This is a genomic window from Luteibacter sp., from assembly GCF_036499525.1.
Classification (GTDB): domain Bacteria; phylum Pseudomonadota; class Gammaproteobacteria; order Xanthomonadales; family Rhodanobacteraceae; genus Luteibacter.
This window is the reverse complement of the sequence record NZ_DASYDO010000044.1, coordinates 19,330-43,256: the sequence shown is the minus strand read 5'-3', so window position 1 is coordinate 43,256 and position 23,927 is coordinate 19,330. Positions and strand designations below refer to the sequence as shown.

Here is a 23,927-nt window from a genome sequence, read left to right as displayed (position 1 = left end):
CGACAGCTTTTGGCGCCAGTCTCCAGGATTGCCGCGAAAAGCTGTCGCGCGCAGGGCGCGCTCCTACAGGTGCCGGCCACCTTATCAATCCCTTTGAGTTCCCCCGAATGAACGAAGAACGCGTCCTTGCCCTGGCCGGTGTATTCCAGGGTGCCGCCCTCGCCCAGCAACTGGCCACCGACGGTCGCTGCGACGAGCTGGCGTTGGAGAACAGTCTTTCCAGCGTGTTCCGCATCGATGCCGATTCGGTGGCGTCGGTGTACGGCGGCGTGTCGGGCGTGCGTCGCGGGCTGCGTACGCTGGTGGCGCAATTCGAGGACGAGACCCGCGACGTCGCCGTGATGCGCATGGCGGTCACCGTGCTTCGCCTGGAGCGCTCGCTGTCGCGCAACCGCGGCCTGCTCGGTCGACTGCGCGAAGGCATCGTGTCAGCCCAGCGCCAGGTGGAGCATTTCGGTCTTGGTCATCCGAACGTTTCCGCGCGCCTGGCCGAACTGTATGCGTCCACCCTTTCGACCTTGAAGCCGCGCGTCATGGTCACCGGCACGCCGGCCTTGCTGCAGCAGAAAGCCAACGTGGACAAGGTGCGCGCGGCCCTGCTGGCATCGGTGCGTTCGGCGGTGCTGTGGCACCAGCTCGGTGGTCGGCAGTGGCAGTTGCTGGTCTATCGCAAGCAGTGCGCGATGCTGGCGCGCGGCCTGCTGACCGGATCGACGCTCGACGACGGCGGCTAAAGCTTCGCGGCCTTGCGTAGGAGCGCGCCGTGCGCGCGACAGCCTTTCGCTTCAGTCTGCAACCTGGCGCGCCAACTCAACGATACGGCCTCAAAACATGTCGCGCGCAGGGCGCGCTCCTACAACGGTACCGCGGCGAGGCCGGGGATCTTTTCCGCCAGTGCGCGCAATAGCTCGCCGAAGCCCGCCAGGTCCTCGCGCCACGGCGTGGCGCTTCGCCAGTACAGCGAGATGTGCCGGCCCGGCCGAGCACCCTCCACTGCCGCCAGCACGACATTTGGAATCGACCCCAGCCGCTCGTGCGCAAGGATGGGCACCAGCGTGTAACCGCCGCGCAGGGCTACCAGCGTGGCAAGGCTCTCGATGCTCAGGTCCTGGATGCGCTCCGGTCGCGCCGAGCCAGCCATGCCCAGTTCCGACACGCCGCTGCCGTGGCTCTCGGCCATCAGCGTCGCCTCGGCCGCATCCAGTTCGTTCAACGCCACCGACGTCCGGCCCGCGAGCGGATGCGACGCATGCAGCATCAGCTCGTACGGCTCGAAGAACAGCGGGATGGCATCCAGCCCCGTGACCGTGGCCGCCGGCGGCGCCAGCACGGCATCCAGTTCCCCTTCGTGCAGCCGGCGCAGCAGGCCGCGCGGCTTGCCTTCGGAAATGGTCAGCCGCGCGCCGGGAAAGCGCTGCGGGAAGGGTTCGATGAAGTGCGGGAGGAGGTAGGGTCCGAGGGTGGAGGGCACCCCCAGCCTCAGTTCCCCGCCGAAGGCGACGTCGCCTCCCCGCGCGGCATGCTCCAGATGCTTTGCGGAGGCCAGCACGTCGTCGATATAGCCGAGCAGGCGCTGCCCGGTGGCCGTAGGCACCACGCGCCGGCCGCCGCGCTCGAAAAGCGGCACGCCCAGAGCCTGTTCCACCTTTTGCACCTGATGGGAAAGTCCGGACGGACTGATGTACATGGCCCGGGCCGCGCTATTGAAGCTGCCTTCACGCGCCACCGCCTGGACAAGGGCCAGATCGCGCAGGGACACCGACGACAGGGCCATCGAAATCATCGAACGCTGCGTGCCATCAAATGCGTTTGCGCCCACGATGCGCCGCCCTCATCCTTTTCGCGCCCAGGATTCGCGCGGCCTATGCCGCGGACCGGCCATTCTAGCCGTAGCCAGCCTCATGGCGGTCGCACACCAACGGCAGACTGCGCGATAATCGACACCTTTGGCGGCCCGCAAGGGCCTGCCCGGCCTCCCCAGCTAAAGAACGCCACGCCAGGAGTACAGCATGAAAGACTCGTTCTCGGTCCGAGACAGTATCGAAGTCAACGGCAAGCGCCACACCATCGCCAGCCTGGCCAAGTTCGGCGACACCTTCGACATCAAGCGCCTTCCCTACTCGATGAAGATCCTGCTGGAGAACCTCCTCCGCCAGGAAGACGGCGTGAACGTCACCGCGAAGGAAATCGAAGCCGTCGCCAAGTGGGATGCCAAGGCCGAGCCGGAGACCGAGATCTCCTTCATGCCGGCGCGCGTGGTGCTGCAGGACTTCACGGGCGTGCCCTGCGTGGTCGACCTGGCCGCCATGCGCGACGCCGTGGCCAAGCTCGGCGGCGACCCCAACAAGATCAATCCGCTGGCGCCGGCCGAACTGGTCATCGACCACTCCGTGCAGGTGGACGCCTTCGGTTCGGCAAGCTCGCTGGAGCAGAACGTCGCCATCGAATTCGAGCGCAACCAGGAGCGTTATTCCTTCCTGCGCTGGGGCCAGAAGGCCTTCAACAACTTCAAGGTCGTGCCGCCGCGCACGGGCATCGTGCACCAGGTGAACCTGGAAAACCTCGCCCGCGTCGTCTTCACCAATGAAGTGAACGGCGAATCCTTCGCCTATCCGGACACCGTGTTCGGTACCGACTCGCACACCACGATGATCAACGGTATCGGCGTGCTGGGCTGGGGCGTGGGCGGCATCGAGGCCGAGGCGGCCATGCTCGGCCAGCCGTCGTCCATGCTGATCCCGCAGGTCGTCGGCTTCCGCCTCACCGGCAAGCTGCCCGAAGGCGTGACCGCGACCGACCTGGTCCTCACCGTCACCCAGATGCTGCGCAAGCTCGGCGTCGTGGGCAAGTTCGTGGAATTCTTCGGCAACGGCCTGCAGAACCTGCCGCTGGCCGACCGCGCCACGATCGCCAACATGGCTCCGGAATACGGCGCCACCTGTGGCATCTTCCCGATCGACCAGGAAGCGCTGAACTATATGCGCCTGTCCGGTCGCGACGAGAGCCAGATCGACCTGGTCGAAACCTATGCCAAGGCCCAGGGCCTGTGGCACGACGTCAACACGCCGGAGCCGGAATTCACCACTGTGCTCGAGCTCGACCTCGCCGACGTCAGGCCGTCGCTCGCCGGTCCGAAGCGTCCGCAGGACCGCGTGTTGCTGGAAGGCGTGCGGCAGAGCTTCCTCGACGCCGTCGGTCCGCTCACCACGAACCGCAAGCCGCGTAACGGCGACGTGTCCCGCTTCAACAACGAAGGCGGCGGCACCGCCGTCGGCAACGAAGGCAACAAGCTTGACGACGACGGCGTGCTGGTGGAGAAGGATGGCAAGTCCTTCCGGCTCAACGACGGCTCGGTGGTGATCGCCGCCATCACGTCGTGCACCAACACCTCCAACCCGGCTGTGATGCTCGCCGCCGGCCTGCTGGCGAAGAAGGCCGCCGCGCGTGGCCTCACGTCCAAGCCCTGGGTGAAGCCCTCGCTCGGTCCAGGCTCGCTCGTGGTTACCGAGTACCTGAAGAAGACCGGCCTGCTCGAAGAGCTGGAGAAGGTGAACTTCTTCGTGGTCGGCTACGGCTGCACCACCTGCATCGGCAACTCCGGTCCGCTGCCGGCCGAGATCAGCAAGGGCATCGCCGACGGCGACCTCGCCGTGGCATCCGTGCTCTCGGGCAACCGCAACTTCGAAGGCCGCGTGCATCCGGAAGTGAAGATGAACTACCTGGCCTCGCCGCCGCTGGTGGTCGCCTACGCGCTGGCCGGCACCCTCGACATCGACCTGACCAAGGACGCGATCGCCACGGGCAACGACGGCCAGCCGGTGTACCTGAAGGACATCTGGCCGAGCAACCAGGAGGTGTCCGACGCCATCGCCGGCGCGATCAGCCCGCAGATGTTCAAGGACAGCTACGCCGATGTCTTCAAGGGCGACAGCCGCTGGAATGCGATCGCTTCGCCGGATGGCAAGACCTACGCGTGGGACGATTCGACCTACATCAAGAACCCGCCGTACTTCGACGGCATGAGCGCCGAGGCCGGCACCATCGAGGACATCCACGGCGCGCACGCCATGGGCATCTTCGGCGACTCGATCACCACAGACCACATCTCTCCGGCCGGCTCGATCAAGAAGGACAGCCCGGCGGGCCGTTTCCTGATCTCCAAGGGCGTGGAACCGAAGGACTTCAACTCCTACGGTTCGCGTCGCGGTAACGACGACGTGATGGTGCGCGGCACCTTCGCCAACATCCGCATCAAGAACCTGATGCTGGACGGCGTCGAGGGCGGCTACACCAGGCACGTCCCGACCGGCGAGCAGATGGCCATCTACGATGCCGCCATGAAGTACAAGGCCGACGGCACGCCGCTGGTGGTCCTTGCCGGCAAGGAATACGGCACCGGTTCGTCGCGCGACTGGGCGGCCAAGGGCACCCTGCTGCTCGGCGTGAAGGCCGTGATCGCCGAGAGCTTCGAGCGCATCCACCGCTCCAACCTGGTGGGCATGGGCGTCCTGCCCTGCCAGTTCCAGGACGGCGAGAACGCGCAGACGCTCGGCCTGAAGGGCGACGAAGTGTTCGACGTTACCGGCCTGAACGGCGGCGAGTCGAAGACGGCGACGGTCAAGGCCACGCGTCCGGACGGTTCGGTCAAGTCGTTCACCGTGAAGGTGCTGCTGCTCACCCCGAAGGAACGCGAGTTCTTCCGCCACGGCGGCATCCTGCAGTACGTGCTTCGCCAGTTGGCGAAGGCGGCTTAAAAGCCGCATTCAAGAGCGCCCCGGGAAACCGGGGCGTTTTTTTTGTCGCCGCGATCGCCTTGCGTACCTGCTCCTCGTCGGGCGCGTGACAGCAAAGCAGCAGCTTTTCCCCCTTCCACATCGTGCTTTTCCTCCCGCCCGGATGCCGCTGCGATGCGGCTTGCCGCTGTACGCGCGCGTATGCTCCAATGCCTCGCGACCGCACGACAATCGTGCATGCGTCACAAATCCTGGAGTCCGTCCGATTCATGAGCATCGACCGTCCGTGGCTTGACCACTATCCGGCCGGCATTCCCGCCGACATTGACGTCAACGAGTTCCGCTCCATAGCGGCCCTGCTCGATGAATCCTTTCAGAAATTTCGTAACCGCCCCGCGTTCACGAATTTCGGCAAAGTCCTCACTTATGGCCAGATCGACGAACTGTCCCAGGCCTTCGCCGGATACCTCTCAGGCGAGCTCGGCCTGAAGAAAGGCGACCGCCTGGCGATCATGCTGCCGAACCTGCTGCAGTATCCCATCGCGATGTTCGGCGCGCTGCGCCTCGGCCTCACCGTAGTGAACACGAATCCGCTGTACACCACGCGCGAACTGCATCACCAACTGGAAGATTCGGGCGCGAAGGCGCTGGTGGTCCTGGACAACTTCGCGGCCACGGCGCAGAAGGCGCTGGACGGCACCAAGGTGCAGCACGTCATCACCACCGCCGTCGGCGACATGGTGGGCTTCCCGAAGGGCAACATCATCAACTTCGTGGTGAAGAGCATCCGCAAGGAAGTGCCCGCCTTCGACCTGCCCCGGGCCGTGCGCTTCCGCGCCGCCCTGGAGCGCGGCAAGCCGCATCCCCTGCCGGCCGTCGAGATCGACCACGACGATGTCGCCTTCCTGCAGTACACCGGCGGCACCACGGGCGTGGCGAAGGGCGCCATGCTCACCCACCGCAACATGATCGCCAACATGCTGCAGACCCGTCCGTGGGTCGCGGGCCACGCCACGCCGGGCGAGGAAACGATCATCACGGCGCTGCCGCTGTATCACATCTTTTCGTTGACGGTGAACTGCCTTATTTTCGCGAGCCTGGGCGGCCAGAACCACCTCATCACGAACCCGCGCGACATGCGCGGCTTCGTCAAGGAACTGCGGAAGACCAAGTTCACCGCGATCACCGGCGTCAACACGCTGTTCAACGGCCTGTTGAACACGCCCGGCTTCGACCAGGTGGACTTCTCGCAGCTGAAGCTGACGATGGCCGGTGGGATGGCGGTACAACGCCGCGTCGCGGAGCGCTGGAAGAAGGTCACCGGTCATCCGATCATCGAGGGCTACGGCCTCACCGAGACCTCGCCCGTCGCCTTCGCCAACCGCGTGGACATCACGGACTACACGGGCTCCATCGGCTACCCCATTCCGGCTACCGACGCGCAGATCCGCGACGAGGACGGCAAGGTGCTGCCCCTCGGCGAAGTGGGCGAACTCTGCATCCGCGGTCCGCAGGTGATGAAAGGCTACTGGGCCCAGCCGGAAGAAACGGCCAAGGTGCTCGACGCCGACGGCTGGTTGCGCACGGGCGATATCGCCCGCATGGACGAAACCGGCCAGGCGTTCATCGTCGACCGCAAGAAGGACATGATCCTGGTCTCGGGCTTCAACGTGTACCCGAACGAGATCGAGGACATCGTGATGCACCATCCGGGCGTCTTGGAAGTGGCCGCGGTCGGCATCGACGACGAGCATTCGGGCGAGGTCGTGAAGCTGTTCGTGGTCCGCAAGGACGCGTCGCTGACCGTCGAGGTACTGAAGGCGTACTGCCGTGAGAACCTCACCGGCTACAAGCGGCCCAAGCAGATCGAATTCCGCGATGCGCTGCCGAAGAGCAACGTGGGCAAGATCCTCCGCCGCGAACTGCGCGACGAGGAAAGAAGGAAGCAGAAGGCCTGATGCCGTAGGAGCGCGCCCTGCGCGCGGCAGTTTTTCGACCCGATTCGTGGACTTGCGTGCCAGCTCCGAGCCACGGCCCCAAGAGCTGTCGCGCGCCGGGCGCGCTCCTACAGTGTCAGTCGTCCTGCCAGGCCTCCAGCGTATCGGCGTAGCCGCCGAGAAGTTCCCACAGCGAGGCCTGCTTATCCTCAGGAATGAGGGTGTATTCCATGCCGATCTGACGCGCGGACACCCGCGCCACCGACGCTTCCAGGTGGATGTGCAGGTCGTGGCCGAAGATCATGTCGAGTATCCACGTCTGGCCGGGCTCGCCGCGCCAGCCCAGCGGGCGGCGCAGGAGCGCGCCCGTTGCCGAGATATCGACCAGGTCGGTGGGGTGCGCCTCGCCGCCACGGCTCATGAGCACCGCGGTCTGTACGCGCATCCGCGCATGGCGATAGCGCGCGTGCGGGTCTTCCTTATCGTTCGACATCATCTTCTCCACCCATCCCGATATCCCGTCCTTGCCTGTCGCTATCGGCATGACTCACCTCGTCCACTAACGTTGCGTGTCACAAACGGACACATTAGCGCAGCCTGGATGACGCATACATACCGTCGCGTTCACTCGTTCCCGCGCGTTTTCAGCACACCTGCCCGAACCAGGGCGCCGGCGCCGAAGCGCCCGTTGATGAGATCCTGTACGCCGTCGGATTGCTTGTCCGATACCTCCACGGCAAACATGTCCTGCTGTTCGTCGCCGTGCCTGGCGTCGAAACCCGACAGGGTTACCCCCAGCAAACGCAGTCTCGGCCGGGGGTGCTGGTTCCACCAGACCTGAAGCAAGCGTCGTGCCACGGCGTAGATATCCGGCGTGGCGTTGCCCTGAACGGGGAGCTGGGCCTGCCGGCTATGGGTGATGAACGGGGGTTCGCGCAGCTTTACCGACACCGTGCGGGCATTCACCCCCCGCTTCCTCGCCCTGGCCCCCACCTTTTCGCATTGGCGAAGGAGCCAGGCCTCGGCGATCGCGAGCTCTTCCAGGTCGTACTCGAAGGTCCATTCCGCGCCAATGGATACCTCGGGCGCGTCGGTGATCACCGGTCGCCGGTCCTCGCCACGGCAAAGCTCCCGCAGCTGGGCCGCATGGCGCTCGCCGACCGCCTTGTTCAGGCGCCACGCATCGGATCGCACCAGATCGCCGATGGTACGGATGCCCACCTTGTGCAGCGCCTCTTCGGCCACCTTCCCCACCGTCCACATGCGCCCGACAGGCAGCGGGTCGAGGTACCCGCGGATCTCCTCTTGGGCGATACGCAGGAAGCCGTCCGGCTTCGACAGCTCGCTGGCCAGTTTGGCGAGGAGCTTGTTATGGGCCATGCCCACGGAAGCATTGAGGCCCGTACGGGCGCGGATTTCGTCCTTCACCCGGCGGCCGATCGCCTCGATCGACGAGAACAATCTCAAGCTAGCGGTCACGTCAAGAAAGGCTTCGTCCAGCGATAGCCCTTCGATCATGGGGGTGAATTCGGCGAAGACGCCGAACACCACGGTCGAGATTTCCTGGTAACGCGAATGGCGCGGGACGATATATATGCCGTTCGGGCAGCGGCGGCGGGCCTCGGCGGTGGCCATGGCCGAGCGGACGCCATATTTCCGCGCCTCGTAATTCGCCGTGGAAACCACGCCACGCCGTCCCAGGCCGGCCACGATCACCGGCTTCCCGGCCACCGAGGGGTCGTCCAGTTCCTCCACCGACGCGTAGAAAGCGTCCATGTCGACGTGAATGATGGCGCGCTGGACCGGCTGCATGACGCTATTGTGCCGCAAGGCCTGTCTGGCAGGCGGGTCGCCGCTGGACTTGGATCGGCGCAGGCGATACCCTGTATGGCATCGGGTGAACTTATTCGGGCGTCGCGCCCTCACCGGTCTGTTCCTGGGACCGGCCGCGCTCTGCTCCCGACGTTCCTTCACAGACGGTGACCCTCCTGGGGTGTCCAGCGGCCATGCCTATCGCTCGTCGGCGACGATGCGTGGCATGCCTGGCGGGGTGGCGGTAAAGCCGCCGGACGGCATCGATTGTTGCGCTACCGGTCGCTCCCGCGACCCTTCTGACATGTGCCGATGACTAACGAGACAACCGAAGTCCAGGTGGTCGAAAAAACCCAGGATGCCTTCGCAGGTATCCCGCAGCAACAGGAAATGCCTCTCGCGCTGGTGCGCGGGCAGCCCGTGCTGCAGATGCCGCAGGATCTGTATATTCCGCCGGACGCGCTCGAAGTCATCCTCGAATCGTTCGAAGGTCCACTGGACCTGCTGCTCTACCTGATCCGCCGGCAGAACCTGGACATCCTCGATATTCCCGTCGCCGAGATCACCCGGCAGTACATGGACTACATCGAGATGATGCGCGAGGTGATGCGACTGGAACTCGCGGCGGAATACCTGCTGATGGCCGCGATCCTGGCGGAGATCAAATCCAGGCTGCTGCTGCCGCGGCCGCCGGCCGAGGAAGGCCTGGAGGAGGATCCCCGCGCAGAGCTTGTCCGGCGTCTGCAGGAGTACGAACGCTTCAAGAAGGCCGCGGCGGATATCGAAGAACTGCCGCGCCTGGAACGCGATACCACGGTGGTCCACGCCTTCGTCGGCGAGCACAACGTGGTGCGCGTGCCACCCCCGCTGGATCTGAAGGAGCTGCTGCTCGCGCTCAAGGACGTGCTCAACCGCGCCGACCTGTTCACGCACCATGCGATCCAGCGCGAGCCGCTCAGCGTGCGCCAGCGCATGGGCGACCTGCTCGGCACGCTCAGCGAAGGCGGCGGGTTCCACCGCTTCGAAACGTTGTTCGACGTGAACGAGGGCCGCCTCGGCGTCGTGGTCACCTTCCTGGCCATGCTGGAGCTGGCCAAGGAAATGCTTATCGAAATCGTGCAGGAAGAGGCCCTCGGGCCGATCTACCTGAAGACGAAGGTACAGACCGAGGCCGAGCCGGAAGAAGCGCTCGCCTGACGGCTCCCCCAGGGGCCACGAAACCACCATCCAAGGGCCTATGCAACCCGAACAACTCAAACCCATCGTGGAAGCGGCGCTGCTGGCGTCGACCCAGCCGATGACCATCGCGCAGTTGAAGGCGATCTTCGGCGAGGAAGAAGAGATCGGCACCGACGAGCTCACGCAGGCCCTGGCGGCGCTCGGCGCCGACTGCGAAGGGCGCGGTGTGGAACTGGTGGAGGTCGCCTCCGGCTGGCGCTACCAGGTGCGGCGCGAAATGCATGGATGGGTGTCGCGGATGTGGGCGGAAAAACCGAGCCGTTATTCGCGCGCCCTGTTGGAGACCCTGGCCCTGATCGCCTATCGCCAGCCGATCACCCGCCCGGAAATCGAACAGATCCGCGGCGTGGTGGTCTCCTCCAACATCGTCAAGACGCTGGAAGAACGCGAGTGGATCCGCGTGGTGGGCCACCGCGACGTACCGGGCAAGCCGGCGTTGTTCGGCACCACCCGCACCTTCCTCGACTACTTCAACCTGAAGTCACTCGATGCCCTGCCTCCGTTGTCCGAGATCCGCGACCTGGAGGAACTTAATCCGCAAATGCGCTTCGAAGGCGATGCGGAACCCGCGCCGGCCCGGGCTGCCATGCCCGACGACGAAAACGAAGATTCCGCGGCCGAAGCCGCGAACCAGCTGCCTGACGGCGACGAAGACGTCGCCGCGGCTTCCCCCACTGCCGACGAGGCAGAGAACCCCCCAAGCGACGCCGAAGACGGCGACGCCGAGAAAGACACCGAGGAGTCACGCGCATGAATGCGCCACAACGTTCCCTGCTCACCCTGAAGCGCGGCGGCAGTGAAGCCCCCGATACCACCCAACAACTCGAGGAGCGCCTGCACAAGGTCCTCGCCAATGCCGGACTCGGTTCGCGCCGGATGCTGGAACAGCGCATCCAGGCTGGCGAAGTCGAGGTCAACGGCACCGTCGCCACCATCGGCGCGAGCGTCCACGCCGGCGACCGCGTGATCCTCGACGGCAAACAGTTCGTCGTCGCCACCGACAACCGAAGCGATGCGGAAGTGCTGGTCTATCACAAGCCGGAAGGCGTGGTGACCACCCGAGAAGACACCGAAGGCCGTCCCACTGTATTCGAACAGTTGCCGCGCCTGCGTGGCGCGCGCTGGGTCGCCGTGGGCCGCCTCGATATCAACACCACGGGCCTGCTGCTGCTGACGACCGACGGCGAACTCGCCAACGCGCTGATGCATCCGAAGAGCGGCCTGGAACGCGAATACCTCTGCCGCGTCCATGGCGAAGTGCCGGACGAGGTGATCGAACGCCTCAAGGCCGGCGTGGAACTGGAAGACGGTCCCGCGCGCTTCGACGAAATCGGCGTCATCAGCCGAGGCGGCAGCCACAGCTGGTTCCGCGTCACCATCCGTGAAGGTCGTAACCGCGAAGTGCGTCGTCTGTGGGATTCCCAGGGCTTCCTCGTCAGCCGCCTGAAGCGCATCCGCTACGGCTCCGTGGAACTTCCGCGTGCGCTGCGCCGCGGCGACTGCGAAAACCTGGATGAGACCGCCATCAAGGAACTGCGCGAGCGCACCGGCCTCGGCGCGCCGGCTCCCGTGCTGACGCTGAGCGCCGTGGTGCACCAGCGCCGCGCGCCACGCCACGTCACCGAATATCGCCCCGACACCCGCGCCACCGGCGCGTGGAGCTCGGGGCGTCACGACGAAGCGCGCGAACTCACCGCCTTCGACCGCATCCGCGACGACAACCCGCGCGGCGGGCGTGGTGGACGTGCCACAGGCCCGGGTGGCGCTCCGCGCCGCGAGGTGAACGGCAATGTCGCACGTCCGGACCGTGCAGGCGGCGGCGCCCAGCGCAAGTCGCGTCGCGTCGCGCCGGGCCAGGAACTGCCGGCGATCCGCACCTGGTTTGCCGGCGACAGCCGTACCGGTGGCGGCAATACAGCCGGTAATGCGGGTAACACCGGCAACCGCGGTCCGCGGCCGGGTGGGCGTCCGGGCAATGCCGGCGGTGGCAACCGTCCGGCTGGCCAGGGCCCCGCGCGTGCCGAGGGCAATCGCTCCGCCACTGGCAGCCGTTTCGAAGGCGGTGGCAATCGTGCGGGCCGTCCGGGTGGCGGCAACCGTACCGGCGGACCGAGTGGCGGCGGTGGCGGTAACCGCGCCGGTGGCCCGGGTGGCAGCGGTGGCGGTAACCGTGCCGGTGGTCCGGGTGGCAGCGGCGGTAACCGTGCCGGTGGTCCGCGTCCCGGCGGCAACCGTGGCGGGCGGCCGGGTGGCGGTGGCAACCGCGGCGGTGGCGGTGGCGGCGGCAATCGCGGCGGCAATCGGTAAGCGCCATGCTGACGATCTGGCATAACCCGCGCTGCTCCAAGTCGCGGGAAACGCTGGCCCTGTTGCAGGCGCAAGGCCCCTCCCCGGCGGTGGTGGAAGTCCTGTAACCACCGTGTGGGAGCCGCTACAGCGGCTCCTTCTACATAGGGGTGTGGCGTGCGGCTAGCTTTGTAGCGACGGCATCGAAACCGATGCCGCGTGCCCTTAGCGCCACCATCAGGTGAAACACAAGATCGGCCGCTTCGCCGACCAGTGCTTCGTCGTCTTGCGCGACCACCGCCAACGACGTTTCGACGCCCTCCTCGCCCACTTTCTGCGCGATGCGGCGAAGGCCGTCCTCGAACAGCTTCGTCGTATAGCTTCCGGGCGGACGCTCCGTATATCGGGAAGCCACCAGCGCATCCAGCTCCGCGAGAAAACCCAACGACGGCGCCACGTCATCGCCGAAGCAACTCGATGTACCGTTATGGCAGGTCGGGCCCGCGGGAAGCGCGCGCACCAGGATCGTGTCCGCATCGCAGTCCAGCCGCGCGTCGACGACGGTCAACGTATTCCCGGACGTTTCGCCTTTGGTCCAGAGGCGCTGCCTGCTGCGGCTGAAAAAGGTGACGAGGCCGCACTGGCGCGTGGCTTTCAACGCGGCCTCGTCCATGTAACCCAGCATCAGCACTTCGCCGTTGCGTGCGTGCTGCACGATCGCCGGCAGCAAACCGTCGCCCTTCGCGAAATCCGCGTTCGTAGCGTTCATAACCTCACCTCGATACCTTGCTCCCGCAGCTCGCGCTTCAACGCGGGAATCCCGATGTCGCCCGTATGGAACACGCTGGCCGCGAGCGCCGCGTCGACGTCGGCCTCACGGAAAACGTCGCTGAAGTGGGCCGGCACGCCCGCACCGCCCGAGGCCACCAGCGGCACGCGGCTGACCGCCCGCGCGGCCTTCAGTTGCTCGATATCGTAGCCGCGCCGGACGCCGTCCGTGCCCATGCAATTGAGAACGATCTCGCCCGCGCCGAGGCGCTGCACGTCGTCGATCCAGTCCAGCGTGCGCTTGCGCAGGGCGCGGGTGCGCGACGGGTCGCCCGTGTACTGGCGAACGCGCCACTCCCCGTCTTCGTCGCGCAAGCTGTCCACGCCCACGACGACACATTGCACACCGAAGGCATCGGCAAGCTCGCCGACCAGCGCCGGGCGCTCGAGCGCGGGCGAGTTGATGGATATCTTGTCCGCGCCGGCGTGCAGCACGTCGCGCGCGTCCTCCACGCTGCGTATACCACCCGCGACACAGAACGGGATGTCGATCTCGCGTGCCACGCGCTCCACCCAGGCACGGTCGACGCGCCGCCCTTCCGGGCTCGCCGTGATGTCGTAGAACACGAGTTCGTCGGCACCCTCGTCGCGATAGCGCAGCGCGAGGTCGACGATTTCTCCCACGACGACGTGGTCGCGGAAGCGTACGCCCTTCACCACCCGTCCATCGCGCACGTCCAGGCAGGGCACGATGCGACGGCTCAGCATGACGCATTCGCCCGTTCCGCGGCGACGAAAGCATCGACCAAGGTGAAAGCGCCTTCGAGCAGGGCGCGGCCGAGGATCACGCCGGCCGCGCCTTGCAGCGCGAGAGCGGCGACGTCGTCGAGGGAGCGCACGCCGCCGGAGGCCTGCACCGCCAGCGTCGGCGCCAGCGAGCCGAGGTGCCGGTAGAGTGCTACGTTCGGCCCGATCATCGTGCCGTCGCGGTCGATATCGGTGCACAGCAGATGACGTGCGCCGGTGGCCTCGTACCAGGGAACCAGATCGTCGAGGGTGCGCGGTTCGTCGGCCGTCCACCCCGCACTGGGGAGTTTCCAGTCGCCATCCCTGAAGCGCGTATCCAGCGCAAGCACGATGCGTTCTGCACCGTACCTGTGGATCCACGCCGCCACCGTCTCGGGAGCGCGGATAGCCATGCTACCGACGACCACGCGGTGGACGCCTGCCTCCAGCAATCTGCGCACGCCGTCTTCGTCACGGATGCCTCCGCCGGCCTGCACGCGCACGCGCCCGCTCGAGGCGATACCCGCGATGGTGGCGAGGTTCTCGAAGCGCCCGGACCGCGCGCCATCGAGGTCGACGACGTGCAACCAGTCCGCCCCTTCGTCGGCGTAGCGCGCGGCAAGCGCTTCGGGCTCGAAGGCGAAGGTGGTCTGTTGCGCATAGTCGCCCTTGTAGAGGCGGACGACCTTGCCGTCGCGGAGGTCGATCGCGGGAATCGGAAGCGTCATAGGCAGAGGAAATTCCGCAGGAGTTGCGCACCCAGCGCCCCCGATCGCTCGGGATGGAACTGCATGCCCATGAAATTGCCGGCGGCGATCACGGCCGCGAAGGGCTGGCCATGCTCGCTCGACGCAAGGGTGAAATCGCCGGTGGGCACCGCATAGCTGTGGACGAAATACGCCGCATCGCCCTCACGCAAGCCGGCGACGAGTGGGTGGCCGGCTGTCACATGCAAGGCGTTCCAGCCCATGTGCGGCACACGCAGTCCCGGCCCCCCGGCGAACCGGCGCACCGTGGCCGGGACCAGGCCGAGGCACTCGGTGTCGCCCTCTTCAGAGCGCTCGCACAGCAGCTGCATGCCGAGGCATACGCCGAGCACCGGCTGGGTCAGGCATCGCAGCACATCCACGAGGCCGGCCTCGCGGAGCATCCGCATGCCGGGACCCGCTGCACCCACGCCCGGCAGGATGACGTGGCTGGCGGTGCGGATGCGTTCCGCGTCCGACGTGAGTTCGGCCTCCGCACCCAGGCGTTGCAAGGCATAGCGCACGGACCCGATGTTCGTGCCACCGGCGTCGACCAGAACCACCCGCGTCACAGGCTACCCTTCGTACTGGGCAGGTCGGCGCCATCGCGCCGGATCGCCTGGCGCAGGGTGCGCGCCACCACCTTGAAGCAGCCTTCCACCATGTGGTGCGCGTTCTCGCCGTGCACCGTGAGGTGCAGGTTCGCGCCCAATGTCTCGCACAGGGAGCGGAAGAAGTGAGGCACGAGTTCCGTCGGCATGTCGCCAACCCGCTCTCGCGGGAACGACCCTTCGAAAACGAAGTACGGCCGCCCTGAGAGATCCAGTTCGGCGCGCGCGGCGCTCTCGTCCATGGGCAGGGCGAAACCGTAGCGGGCGATGCCGCGCTTGTCGCCAAGCGCCTGGCGCAATGCCTGGCCCAGAGCGAGCGCGGCGTCCTCGATGGTGTGATGCTCGTCGACATGGGTGTCGCCGTCGCAGCGCAGGCTCAGCGAGAAACCACCATGCTTGCCGATCTGTTCGAGCATGTGATCGAAGAAACCCAGACCGGTGTGGACGATGGGATCGGCGACGCGGTCGAGGTCCACCGACACGCGGAGCGATGTCTCCCGGGTGCCCCGGATCACCTCCGCCGTGCGTGGTGCGTCGAGCAATGCATGGGCCAGGTCGACCCAGTCCATGCCGCCCTGCCCCACGCGGAAACCACGCACGCCCATGTTCGCCGCAAAGGCGAGGTCGGTGTCGCGATCGCCGGCCATGGCCGACTGCGAGCGGCTCCAACCGTCGTCGGCGAGCCAGTGACGGGCCAGGCCCGTCGCCGGTTTACGGGTATCGCGGTTCTCGTGCGCGAAACTGCGATCGATCAGCTGTTCGCGAAAGACGATGCCCTGGGAGGAGAAGATGCGCAGCAAAAGCTCGTGCGGTCCCTCAAAGGCTTCCTGTGGAAACGAAGGCGTGCCGAGGCCATCCTGGTTCGTCACCATCACCAGCTCGTAGCCCGCACCGACGCAACGCTGCAGCGCGGCGATGACGCCAGGCATCAGCGCCAGCTTCCCGTAGCTGTCGATCTGTCCGTCCGCGGGCTCCTCGATGAGGCAACCGTCGCGATCGACGAAGAGGATCTTCCGGCTCATGCGCCCGCACCTGCCCGTAATACCGCGAGCACGCGATCGTTCTCGTTGCCCGTGCCGATGGTGATGCGCAGTGCGTCGCCGAGGCCGGGATACTTCGTGATGTCGCGCACCACCACGCCTGCCGCCAGCAGGCGCCGGTACGTCCCCGCCGCGTCGTCGAAGCGCACGGCCAGGAAGTTGGCATGCGAAGGAAGCACTTCGCGCACGCCCGGCACATGCGGCAGCTCCGCGAACATGCGCGCGCGCTCGGTAAGGATCTCGTTCAGGTGGTGACGCTGTACGCGTCGGCCTTCGTAGGAGAGCGCACCCAGCGCGGCTTCGACACAGGGCGACGGCAGCGGATAAGGCGGAATGATCCGGCGCAGCAAACCGATGACTTCGGAATGTGCAACCAGCGCGCCCACGCGCGCACCGGCCAGTGACCAGGCCTTCGAGAGCGTACGCAGCACGGCGACGTTCTCGTGCTCGTCGATGAGCGACACGGCACTGGCCGCGCCGCTGAATTCGGCATAGGCCTCGTCCACGACCAGCAGCGCGCGCCCGGCGAGTTCATGGGCCAGGTAGGCAAGCACGTCCATGCCGACCAGGTTCCCCGTCGGATTGTTCGGCGTGCAGACGAAGACGATCTTTACGGCTGGCGTGACGCCAGCGGTCAGCTTCGCGACATCCAGCGCACCGGAAGCGTCGAGGGGCGATTCGATCACCGCCGCGCCCTGGATGCGTGCGCACACGGCATACATGCCGAACGTCGGCGGCGAAATCGCCACGGCGTCTTGGCCGGCGCGGCAGAAGGCGCGCACAAGCAGGTCGATGGCTTCGTCGCTGCCTCGCGTAACGAGCACGCGACCGGCGTCGCAGCCGTAGAGTTCCGCCAGCGTTTCCACCAGCGCACGCGGCTGGGGATCGGGATAGCGGTTGAGCCCGTCGCCGCCGGGAATGTTCGCTGGCCGGGACGATTCGTTCGCATTGAGCAGCACGGTGCCGCCCTGCGCTTCCATGCGCGCGCTGGAGTACGGCGCGAGCGCCCGGATGTCCGGCCGGGCAAGGTCCAGGACGCTCATGCGACGACGTCCATGGCGGCAAGTCGCAGCGTTACCGCCCGGCGGTGCGCTTCCAGTTGTTCGGCCCCGGCCAGGATCGCCGCGCACGGCCCGATCCCACGCAAGCCTTCGGCGGTGAGTTCCTGCACGGTCACCTGCTTTTGGAAGCTGGCCACCGACACACCGCTGTAGCTGCGCGCATATCCGTAGGTCGGCAGGACATGGTTGCTGCCGCTGCAGTAGTCGCCGATGGATTCGGGTGTCCACTCACCGAGGAAAACCGAACCTGCGGACTCGATGCCGTCGAGAAGGGCACGCGGATCGGCGGTCTGGATAATCAGGTGCTCGGGTGCATAACGGTTGCTTACCGACACGGCCTCGACGAGATCGCTCACGAGCACCAGCCGGCTTTCGCGCAATGCGACGCCCGCAACAGCCGCCCGCGGCAACTCGGCGCACTGGCGTTCGACTTCCGTTTCCACGCGATCGAGCAGGTCGCTCGATGGACTGACGAGGAACACCTGGGAATCGGGCCCGTGCTCCGCCTGCGAAAGCAGGTCGGCGGCGACGAAGCGCGGATCGGCCCCAGCGTCGGCGATCACGAGGACTTCCGACGGACCGGCGGGCATGTCGATGGCCGCGCCGGCAGGATCGCCGGCCACCTGCAGCTTCGCTTCGGTGACCCATGCATTGCCGGGGCCGAAGAGCTTGTCGCAGCGGGGCACCGAGGCCGTGCCGTATGCCATCGCCGCGATCGCCTGCGCGCCGCCCAGCTTGAACACGCGATGCACGCCAACGGCGCGTGCCGCGAAGAGCACGGCATCGTCGCAACGTCCGTTCGACTGCACCGGCGTGCACAGCGCGACGTCACGGCATCCGGCAATGGCGGCCGGCACACCGAGCATGATCGCGGTGGAGGGCAGTGGCGCGCCGCCCGCAGGCACATACAGGCCTACCCGGCGAATGGGGCGCAGCACGCGCTCGACGCGCACGCCCGGCGCCGTATCGACGGTGACTGGCACGGGTGCCGTGGCGCGGTGGAAAGCTTCGATGCGTCCTGCCGCTTCGAGCACCGCGGCCTTGAGCTCCGTCGAAAGGCGAGCCTCCGCCTCGTCGAATTCCGCCTCGGTGACCGCAAGGTCATCGAGTTCGATGCCGTCGTGGCGGGCTGTGAGTTCGAACAGCGCGGCATCGCCCCGCGCACGAACCTCAGCGACGATCACTTCCACGCCCTGGCGCAAACCGGGAGCGCGCGACTGCGCAGGCCGTGCCAACGCCGCATCGCGCCCTGCTTCGTCCAGGGTCTTCCAGTCGATCCGCTTCATGCCAACATCTTCTCCACCGGCAGCACCAGCATGTCGCGGGCACCGGCGCGTTTCATGTCTTCCAGCTGGCGCCAGCTCACCGAGCCCGCGCACAGCGCCTGCAGCACGACCTGGTCCGGCGCGCCATCGACCGGTGTGAGCGTCGGAGTGGGAGCGCCAGGCAGCAGACGGGTGATCTCCTCCAGGGAGTGGCGCGGCGCCTGCATGAGGATGAGGCGCGAGTCGCGAACCTGGATCACGCCGTCGAGCCGGCGCAGGAGCAGTTCGACAATCTCCCCGCGTTCGTCGGCAGGAAGGTCGCGACGGCCAGCCAGCACGGCCTCGCTCTCGACCACCACCGCCACTTCGCGCAACTGGTTGGCGACGAGGGTGGCACCACTGGAAACGAGATCGCAGATGGCGTCCGCCGTCCCGAGCCTGGGCGCGATTTCGACCGAGCCCGCGAGCATCACCACCTTCGCGTCCACGCCGTTCGAGCGCAGCCACTCGCCGAGCAGGCCCGGGTAAGAGGTGGCGATCCGCTGCCCACCCAGCTGTGATGCGCCGTCATAAGCATCTTCCTGGGGAACGGCGATGGACAGGCGGCAGTGGCCGAAACCCAGCGGCCGCAGTTCATCCAGTCCTGTGCCGGTCTCCACGTTCGACAGCTGGAACTCACGCAGCACGTTCCGGCCGACGATGCCGAGGTCGCATACGCCCTCGGCGATGAGGCCCGGTATGTCGTCGTCGCGGACCAGCAGCAGGTCCACCGGCTCGCCCTCGCCGAAGCAGAACAGCTTGTCGCGACTCTGGCGGAACTTCAGTCCGCAACGCGCCAGCAACTCCTGGGCCGGCTCGGTGAGCCTGCCGGACTTTTGCATGGCGATGCGCAGGCGATCGCGCGGCGTCACGCCGCACCGCCGCTGTTGCGCCGTGCCGCAGCGGCCATGTATCCGCCATTGCCCTGGTTCAGGTAGCGGGCGACTCGCCCGATCGTGGTGATGCTGACCGCCGTGCGCTCGTGGATCTCGCGGTAGGACCGCCCCTCCAGCAGGTGTGGCACCACGCGCCAGCGATCGACCATCACCTCGATCTCGGCAGGGGTGCAGAGGTCGTGCAAGAAGGCACGCATCTCCTCCACCGCGGAGAGGCCCGCGAGTGCCTCGCACAGGCTGGTTTCGGCGGAATCGGCGGGGGTCTCAGGGTCCAGTGAGCGTCGTTTCATAGTGTACTAACGCGTTAATACGATGGCTCATCGTAGCTGCGCAACCACCTTGTGGCAAGCACCGGGGACGCGATTGCGCTTTTCTTCCATATATTTCGAGGCAGGCGCTCGCCACCATGGCGCTAGTCCACGCCGTGAGCCCTACCATGTCGAGCACCGTGATCATCGCCGACGATCACCCTGTCGTCGTTGCGGGGGTCGAAGCCATCCTCAAGGCGCACCGATACGACGTCGTCGCCCGCGCCCACGATACCGATACCCTGTTCGAGGCCCTATCCGACTACCCGTGCGACGTGGTCGTCACCGACTATTCCATGCCGGAGGGCAACCAGCCCGACGGCACGCCCATGATCCGTCGCATCCGCGCCATCAGGCCGGATATCGGCATCGTGGTACTCACCATGCTCGCGAACCCCGCCATCCTGCGCGGCCTGCTCGACATGGGCGTGGCCGCCATCTTCGACAAGCGCACGAACCTGCGCGACATCCCGGTGGCGGTGCATGCGGCGGACGTGGGTCGCTCCTACCTGAGCGCCCCGATCCGCCGCCTGTTCCACGAGGCCGATTGCGCAGCGGGGCACGACGACCTCACCCCGCAGCTCTCACCGCGCGAAGTGGAGGTGCTTCGGGCCTATGCCCAGGGACATGGGCTCTCGGAAGTCGCGGCGCTCATGGGCCGAAGCTTCAAGACCATCAGCCGGCAGAAGCGCTCCGCCATGGCGAAACTGGGCCTCATCAACGACGCCCAGCTTTACCAGTACCTTGCGGGCTTACGCGCCGGCATGCTCGACGATTGGTCGCCTGCCACGGACGCGGCCTCCAGCCAGCCGTTTACCGCGTCCTGAGGCTCAGCATCCCGCGACTAGCCGGCCAGATGCCACCAGTTCGCATACCGCGCGCACGTCGCCGTCCATCGCGCGGTCGCGCTGCATGAAGGCCACGTGCTCGCGCAACGTGGCCAACGCGGTGCGCACCGCTTCGCCGCCGTGGAAATCCTCGGCGGCGGCCAGCGCGTCCATCAGGGCTCGTACTTCGTCCTCGAAACGCGCGTAGTGCGGCGAATCCGTGCGCGGTGCGCCGGAAATCTTGGAAGCCAACGCCTGCAGGTCGCCGCGATGCGCCAATGAGCGAGCAGCATTCAGCATGTCCTGGCGGTACTCCAGCGCCTGTGCCGCGGTGTACAACTCCATCGCCAGCACATGGCCAAGATCTTCCGTCATCTCCAGCACATGGCGCGCCTCGTTGGCGCCCATCGACACATGGTCTTCCGCGTTGGCGCTTGTCGGTATGGAATAGACCGATGCCGGATGCGCGCGGGTGGCGAGGTCGTTGACCAGCGCGGCGGCGGTGTACTGCACGATCATGAAACCCGAGTCGGTCGCATCCTCGTTGCCGATGAGGAAGGCCGGCAGGCCATCGTTGTTCGCCGGATCGACCAGCTTGGCCGTGCGTCGCTCGGAAATCGACGCGAGCACGGGGATCGCCGCCTTCACGTAGCTCATGGCAAGCGCAAGCGGCATGCCGTGGAAATGGCCTGCCGAGATCACCTGGTCCTCGATGACTTCGGCGTCCTTCGCGTCCGGGAACACGAGCGGATTGTCGGTCACCGCATTGAGTTCGACGTCGAACACGCGGCAGGCCTGCTCCCAGGCGTCGCGCACTGCGCCGTGCACCTGCGGCGCACAGCGCAGGCAATAGGCATCCTGCGGCTGGTGCTTCTTGCCGCCCTTGAACGGGAGGAAGCGCGAGTAGAACGCTTCCTTGCCGTGGCGCTGCGTGGCCGGGACCCAGTCCCAGCCGATGTCGAAGCGATACGCCTGCTCGACCGGGTCCGACCAGGAGTCCGACAGCCATGAGCGGAAGCGCGGCACAAGGTGGTACGGGATATCGGCGAGGGTGGAACCCTCGAGCAGGCTGCGAATGTTGCGCGCCGCTTCCACCTGACCCGGATGCGGGCGCAACGCGTGGACTTCCTCGGCGTAGGCACCGGTGCGACCGGCGAACGCGTCGAGAGTCATCGCCGCGGCGAGGTCGGCGGTGCGGATCAGCATGTCCATCGTGTCGAGCGCGAGCACGCCGGTGGCAAGCATCTGCGTCGTGCCGTTATTCAGCGCCAGGCCTTCCTTGAAGGACAGACGCACCGGCTCAAGACCCGCCTCAGCCAGTGCCTTCGCACCCGGCATGCGCTCGCCCTTGTAGAACGCCTCACCCCCGCCCAGCAGCACGATGGCGAGGTGCGAGAGCGGCGCAAGGTCGCCGCTTGCGCCTACGGACCCCTTCTCCGGAATCACCGGGATCACGTTTCGATTCAGCAGTTCGGCGAGCGCGCGCAGCGTTGCCACGCGGATACCCGAATGGCCCTTCATCAACGTGTTCACGCGGATGGCCAGCATCGCGCGAACCACTTCGGCTGAGAACGGCTTACCCACGCAGACTGCATGGGTGATGATCAGATTGTGCTGCAGTTCCTCCAGCAGCGTGCCTTCGCGCGGCTCCGGATTCCCGCCGGGTAGTTCGTCGCGCACGCGATGCGCGCCGAGCAGCTTGTCGGCATTGCTGCCGAAGCCGGTCGTCACGCCATAGATCGGTTCGCCACCGCCCACCTTCTCGGCAAGGAAGTCGGCGGCCCGCTTCACCTTCACCAGTTGCGCCTCGTCGAGGCAGATCGTGGCGCCCTGGCGGGCGATGACGGCGACTTGCGCGCGGGTGAGACTGCGGCCGTCGAGGAGGATGCTGGTGGTCATGGGTAGGGCCGTGGGGACGTCGGTGGGAGGGGAATCAGCGGCCGATCTCGGCCTGGGCCAGTTCGACCCGCAACGTCTTCACCAGATCGGCGCGCGCCACTTCGAACTGGTCTTCGCGGCGCAGGTCCTTGACGGTGACCACGTCCTTGGCGATCTCGTCTTCGCCAAGGACGACGACGAAACGGATGCCGGCACGGTCGGCGTACTTGAACTGCTTGCCCAGCTTACCGCCTTCCAGCACCACCTCGGTGGCAATGCCGGCGCTGCGGAGTTCGCTGGCAACGGCGAGGTAGACAGGCAGCTGGGCCGCGTCCATCTGCGTAACCAGGACATCCACCGTGCTCTTCGCGGTGGACACCAGGCCGGCGTCGCGAAGCTGCCAATAGAGGCGGGTGAGGCCAATGGAAATGCCGACACCGGGCAGGTGCGACTTCGTGTACTGGCCCGCGAGGTTCTCGTAACGGCCACCCGAGCAGATGGAACCGATGCCCAGGTGATCGTTCAGCGTGGTCTCGTAAACCGTGCCGGTGTAGTAATCCAGGCCACGGGCGATGGAGAGATTGAGCGCGAAGTGCGTCTCCGGCACGCCGAAGTCACGGATAAGGCCGAGTACTTCCTTCAGCTCCGCCCTGCCCTGCTCGAAGGTTACCGACCCGCTGCCCAGCGCGTCGAGCCGGGCGAAGGCATCCGCCACCGAGGTGGAACGTACCTGGACGAAATCGAGGATCTTTCCCGCGACGTCCGTCGAAAGGTCGAACGCCTCCCCGGTAAGCGTGTCGCGCACGTAGTCGGCGCCGCGCTTGTCGAGCTTGTCCACCTCGCGCAGCACCAGCATCTGCTGTTCCGCGTCGGCAATGCCGAGGTTCTCGAAATAACCACGCATCAGCTTGCGGTTATTCAGCTGGATGGTGAACGGACCGATGTCGAGGTCGCGAAAGACGCTGTAGATCACCGCGGGAATCTCGGCGTCGTAACGTACCGACAAGGAGTCCTTGCCGATGACGTCGATGTCGCACTGGTAAAACTCGCGGAAGCGTCCGCGCTGCGCGCGCTCGCCGCGATACACCCGCTGCATCTGGTACCGGCGGAACGGGAAGCTGAGGTCGTGCTCGTGCTCAGCCACGTAGCGGGCGAGCGGCACGGTGAGGTCGAAGCGGAGGGCCAGCTCGGGGACCCCGCCTTTCTCCGCTGCCGCGCCCAGGGCACCGGTCGACTGCACGAAGTACACCTGGCGCTCGGTTTCGCCGCCCGTCTTCGTCAGCAGCACGTCGCTATGCTCGATGACCGGGGTTTCGATCGGCAGGAAGCCGAACCGTTCGTAATTGCGGCGAATCGTGTCCAGCATGCGCTGGAAGGCGATCTGGTCGAGCGGGAGGAGCTCGAGGACACCGGGCATGGTGCGGGCCGGGGTGAGTGCCATGCAATTCCTCTTCGGACAGGCTTTACGGGGACCGCCGTGCGGCAGCCGTATAGAGTACCAGCATGTAAAAAAAGTGCGACGACCTGTTGCCAAGGAACCGCCCCATGGCTAATATACGCGGCTCCCGTCGGGGTGTAGCTCAGCCTGGTAGAGCGCTACGTTCGGGACGTAGAAGTCGCAGGTTCGAATCCTGTCTCCCCGACCAATATTCAAGTAGTTACGTCGCTTGACGATGAAAGGCCCGCCCTCGAAGG

21 protein-coding genes and 1 tRNA gene are annotated in these 23,927 nt (G+C 66.4%); 8 read left to right on the top strand and 14 right to left on the bottom strand.

Annotated features, from left to right (window positions below):
- The first annotated feature begins 107 nt into the window (after positions 1 to 107).
- A complete protein-coding gene (gene hflD / locus VGM71_RS08925; protein ID WP_331544159.1) occupies positions 108 to 734 on the top strand; it encodes a high frequency lysogenization protein HflD in 627 nt (208 codons plus the stop codon).
- 119 nt (positions 735 to 853) lie between these two features.
- Here the strand turns inward: hflD and VGM71_RS08920 are convergent, their stop codons facing one another.
- Complete coding sequence (locus tag VGM71_RS08920; RefSeq protein ID WP_331544157.1) at positions 854 to 1,783, bottom strand: LysR family transcriptional regulator; 930 nt, start codon at positions 1,781 to 1,783, stop codon at positions 854 to 856.
- Positions 1,784 to 2,009: 226 nt separating this feature from the next.
- Here VGM71_RS08920 and acnA point away from each other — a divergent pair, with 226 nt between their 5' ends.
- Together acnA and VGM71_RS08910 are read left to right on the top strand one after the other, a co-directional pair.
- Positions 2,010 to 4,754: an aconitate hydratase AcnA gene (gene acnA, locus VGM71_RS08915; protein ID WP_331544155.1), complete on the top strand. Its 2,745-nt coding sequence runs from the start codon at positions 2,010 to 2,012 to the stop codon at positions 4,752 to 4,754.
- Between the two features lie 248 nt (positions 4,755 to 5,002).
- Positions 5,003 to 6,691, top strand: a complete 1,689-nt coding sequence (locus tag VGM71_RS08910) for an AMP-binding protein (protein ID WP_331544153.1) — start codon at positions 5,003 to 5,005, stop codon at positions 6,689 to 6,691.
- Positions 6,692 to 6,806: 115 nt separating this feature from the next.
- Here the strand turns inward: VGM71_RS08910 and VGM71_RS08905 are convergent, their stop codons facing one another.
- Together VGM71_RS08905 and dinB are read right to left on the bottom strand one after the other, a co-directional pair.
- Positions 6,807 to 7,166, bottom strand: coding sequence for a PilZ domain-containing protein (locus VGM71_RS08905; RefSeq protein WP_331544168.1), 360 nt, complete (start codon positions 7,164 to 7,166; stop codon positions 6,807 to 6,809).
- A gap of 128 nt (positions 7,167 to 7,294) precedes the next feature.
- On the bottom strand, positions 7,295 to 8,482 hold the full coding sequence (dinB, locus tag VGM71_RS08900; RefSeq protein ID WP_331544151.1) for a DNA polymerase IV: 1,188 nt from the start codon (positions 8,480 to 8,482) through the stop codon (positions 7,295 to 7,297).
- Between the two features lie 390 nt (positions 8,483 to 8,872).
- Here dinB and VGM71_RS08895 point away from each other — a divergent pair, with 390 nt between their 5' ends.
- Genes VGM71_RS08895 through VGM71_RS08885 form a run of 3 tightly spaced genes read left to right on the top strand, consistent with a single transcriptional unit; the run spans position 8,873 to position 12,028 of the window.
- On the top strand, positions 8,873 to 9,679 hold the full coding sequence (locus VGM71_RS08895) for a ScpA family protein (RefSeq protein ID WP_331544165.1): 807 nt from the start codon (positions 8,873 to 8,875) through the stop codon (positions 9,677 to 9,679).
- Positions 9,680 to 9,719: 40 nt separating this feature from the next.
- Positions 9,720 to 10,475, top strand: a complete 756-nt coding sequence (scpB, locus tag VGM71_RS08890) for an SMC-Scp complex subunit ScpB (RefSeq protein WP_331544148.1) — start codon at positions 9,720 to 9,722, stop codon at positions 10,473 to 10,475.
- A complete protein-coding gene (locus tag VGM71_RS08885; protein ID WP_331544146.1) occupies positions 10,472 to 12,028 on the top strand; it encodes a pseudouridine synthase in 1,557 nt (518 codons plus the stop codon). Before scpB ends, VGM71_RS08885 begins: the two co-directional genes overlap by 4 nt.
- Before the next feature lie 139 nt (positions 12,029 to 12,167).
- Here the strand turns inward: VGM71_RS08885 and hisIE are convergent, their stop codons facing one another.
- From hisIE to VGM71_RS08840, 9 genes are read right to left on the bottom strand one after another with little or no spacing between them, the layout of a single operon-like run.
- Positions 12,168 to 12,776: a bifunctional phosphoribosyl-AMP cyclohydrolase/phosphoribosyl-ATP diphosphatase HisIE gene (gene hisIE / locus VGM71_RS08880; RefSeq protein WP_331544144.1), complete on the bottom strand. Its 609-nt coding sequence runs from the start codon at positions 12,774 to 12,776 to the stop codon at positions 12,168 to 12,170.
- The gene (gene hisF, locus VGM71_RS08875; protein WP_331544142.1) at positions 12,773 to 13,543 is read right to left on the bottom strand and encodes an imidazole glycerol phosphate synthase subunit HisF; all 771 of its coding nucleotides are present in this window, start codon (positions 13,541 to 13,543) and stop codon (positions 12,773 to 12,775) included. Before hisF ends, hisIE begins: the two co-directional genes overlap by 4 nt.
- Positions 13,537 to 14,289, bottom strand: a complete 753-nt coding sequence (hisA, locus tag VGM71_RS08870; protein ID WP_331544140.1) for a 1-(5-phosphoribosyl)-5-[(5-phosphoribosylamino)methylideneamino]imidazole-4-carboxamide isomerase — start codon at positions 14,287 to 14,289, stop codon at positions 13,537 to 13,539. The genes hisF and hisA overlap by 7 nt, the downstream gene beginning before the upstream one ends.
- On the bottom strand, positions 14,286 to 14,879 hold the full coding sequence (gene hisH, locus VGM71_RS08865; protein ID WP_331544138.1) for an imidazole glycerol phosphate synthase subunit HisH: 594 nt from the start codon (positions 14,877 to 14,879) through the stop codon (positions 14,286 to 14,288). The genes hisA and hisH overlap by 4 nt, the downstream gene beginning before the upstream one ends.
- Positions 14,876 to 15,940 (bottom strand): bifunctional histidinol-phosphatase/imidazoleglycerol-phosphate dehydratase HisB, encoded by a 1,065-nt coding sequence (gene hisB / locus VGM71_RS08860; RefSeq protein ID WP_331544136.1) that lies wholly within the window; start codon positions 15,938 to 15,940, stop codon positions 14,876 to 14,878. Before hisB ends, hisH begins: the two co-directional genes overlap by 4 nt.
- A complete protein-coding gene (gene hisC / locus VGM71_RS08855; RefSeq protein ID WP_331544133.1) occupies positions 15,937 to 17,001 on the bottom strand; it encodes a histidinol-phosphate transaminase in 1,065 nt (354 codons plus the stop codon). The genes hisB and hisC overlap by 4 nt, the downstream gene beginning before the upstream one ends.
- On the bottom strand, positions 16,998 to 18,305 hold the full coding sequence (gene hisD / locus VGM71_RS08850) for a histidinol dehydrogenase (protein ID WP_331544131.1): 1,308 nt from the start codon (positions 18,303 to 18,305) through the stop codon (positions 16,998 to 17,000). The genes hisC and hisD overlap by 4 nt, the downstream gene beginning before the upstream one ends.
- Positions 18,302 to 19,165 (bottom strand): ATP phosphoribosyltransferase, encoded by an 864-nt coding sequence (gene hisG / locus VGM71_RS08845; RefSeq protein WP_331544163.1) that lies wholly within the window; start codon positions 19,163 to 19,165, stop codon positions 18,302 to 18,304. The genes hisD and hisG overlap by 4 nt, the downstream gene beginning before the upstream one ends.
- A gap of 26 nt (positions 19,166 to 19,191) precedes the next feature.
- Positions 19,192 to 19,509, bottom strand: coding sequence for a YerC/YecD family TrpR-related protein (locus tag VGM71_RS08840; protein ID WP_331544129.1), 318 nt, complete (start codon positions 19,507 to 19,509; stop codon positions 19,192 to 19,194).
- Between the two features lie 146 nt (positions 19,510 to 19,655).
- Here VGM71_RS08840 and VGM71_RS08835 point away from each other — a divergent pair, with 146 nt between their 5' ends.
- On the top strand, positions 19,656 to 20,354 hold the full coding sequence (locus VGM71_RS08835) for a response regulator (RefSeq protein ID WP_331544127.1): 699 nt from the start codon (positions 19,656 to 19,658) through the stop codon (positions 20,352 to 20,354).
- A 3-nt stretch (positions 20,355 to 20,357) separates the two neighbouring features.
- Here VGM71_RS08835 and VGM71_RS08830 read toward each other — a convergent pair whose 3' ends face one another.
- Entirely contained in the window at positions 20,358 to 22,253 is a 1,896-nt protein-coding gene (locus VGM71_RS08830; protein ID WP_331544125.1) for an HAL/PAL/TAL family ammonia-lyase, read from the bottom strand.
- 34 nt (positions 22,254 to 22,287) lie between these two features.
- Positions 22,288 to 23,673, bottom strand: coding sequence for a histidine--tRNA ligase (gene hisS, locus VGM71_RS08825; RefSeq protein WP_331544122.1), 1,386 nt, complete (start codon positions 23,671 to 23,673; stop codon positions 22,288 to 22,290).
- A gap of 128 nt (positions 23,674 to 23,801) precedes the next feature.
- Between hisS and VGM71_RS08820 the strand changes: the two genes are divergently transcribed.
- Positions 23,802 to 23,878, top strand: a tRNA-Pro gene (locus tag VGM71_RS08820).
- Positions 23,879 to 23,927: the final 49 nt, after the last annotated feature.

Coding starts and splice junctions, on each gene's coding strand:
- hisD (WP_331544131.1), bottom strand. CDS start 18,305: ATGAAGCGGATCGACTGGAAGACCCTGGACGAAGCAGGGCGCGATGCG.
- VGM71_RS08910 (WP_331544153.1), top strand. CDS start 5,003: ATGAGCATCGACCGTCCGTGGCTTGACCACTATCCGGCCGGCATTCCC.
- dinB (WP_331544151.1), bottom strand. CDS start 8,482: ATGCAGCCGGTCCAGCGCGCCATCATTCACGTCGACATGGACGCTTTC.
- VGM71_RS08920 (WP_331544157.1), bottom strand. CDS start 1,783: ATGATTTCGATGGCCCTGTCGTCGGTGTCCCTGCGCGATCTGGCCCTT.
- VGM71_RS08830 (WP_331544125.1), bottom strand. CDS start 22,253: ATGACCACCAGCATCCTCCTCGACGGCCGCAGTCTCACCCGCGCGCAA.
- hisA (WP_331544140.1), bottom strand. CDS start 14,289: ATGACGCTTCCGATTCCCGCGATCGACCTCCGCGACGGCAAGGTCGTC.
- hisG (WP_331544163.1), bottom strand. CDS start 19,165: ATGCAAAAGTCCGGCAGGCTCACCGAGCCGGCCCAGGAGTTGCTGGCG.
- hisB (WP_331544136.1), bottom strand. CDS start 15,940: ATGAGCCGGAAGATCCTCTTCGTCGATCGCGACGGTTGCCTCATCGAG.
- VGM71_RS08885 (WP_331544146.1), top strand. CDS start 10,472: ATGAATGCGCCACAACGTTCCCTGCTCACCCTGAAGCGCGGCGGCAGT.
- VGM71_RS08835 (WP_331544127.1), top strand. CDS start 19,656: ATGTCGAGCACCGTGATCATCGCCGACGATCACCCTGTCGTCGTTGCG.
- VGM71_RS08840 (WP_331544129.1), bottom strand. CDS start 19,509: ATGAAACGACGCTCACTGGACCCTGAGACCCCCGCCGATTCCGCCGAA.
- acnA (WP_331544155.1), top strand. CDS start 2,010: ATGAAAGACTCGTTCTCGGTCCGAGACAGTATCGAAGTCAACGGCAAG.
- hisC (WP_331544133.1), bottom strand. CDS start 17,001: ATGAGCGTCCTGGACCTTGCCCGGCCGGACATCCGGGCGCTCGCGCCG.
- VGM71_RS08905 (WP_331544168.1), bottom strand. CDS start 7,166: ATGATGTCGAACGATAAGGAAGACCCGCACGCGCGCTATCGCCATGCG.
- scpB (WP_331544148.1), top strand. CDS start 9,720: ATGCAACCCGAACAACTCAAACCCATCGTGGAAGCGGCGCTGCTGGCG.
- hflD (WP_331544159.1), top strand. CDS start 108: ATGAACGAAGAACGCGTCCTTGCCCTGGCCGGTGTATTCCAGGGTGCC.
- hisF (WP_331544142.1), bottom strand. CDS start 13,543: ATGCTGAGCCGTCGCATCGTGCCCTGCCTGGACGTGCGCGATGGACGG.
- VGM71_RS08895 (WP_331544165.1), top strand. CDS start 8,873: ATGCCTCTCGCGCTGGTGCGCGGGCAGCCCGTGCTGCAGATGCCGCAG.
- hisIE (WP_331544144.1), bottom strand. CDS start 12,776: ATGAACGCTACGAACGCGGATTTCGCGAAGGGCGACGGTTTGCTGCCG.
- hisS (WP_331544122.1), bottom strand. CDS start 23,673: ATGGCACTCACCCCGGCCCGCACCATGCCCGGTGTCCTCGAGCTCCTC.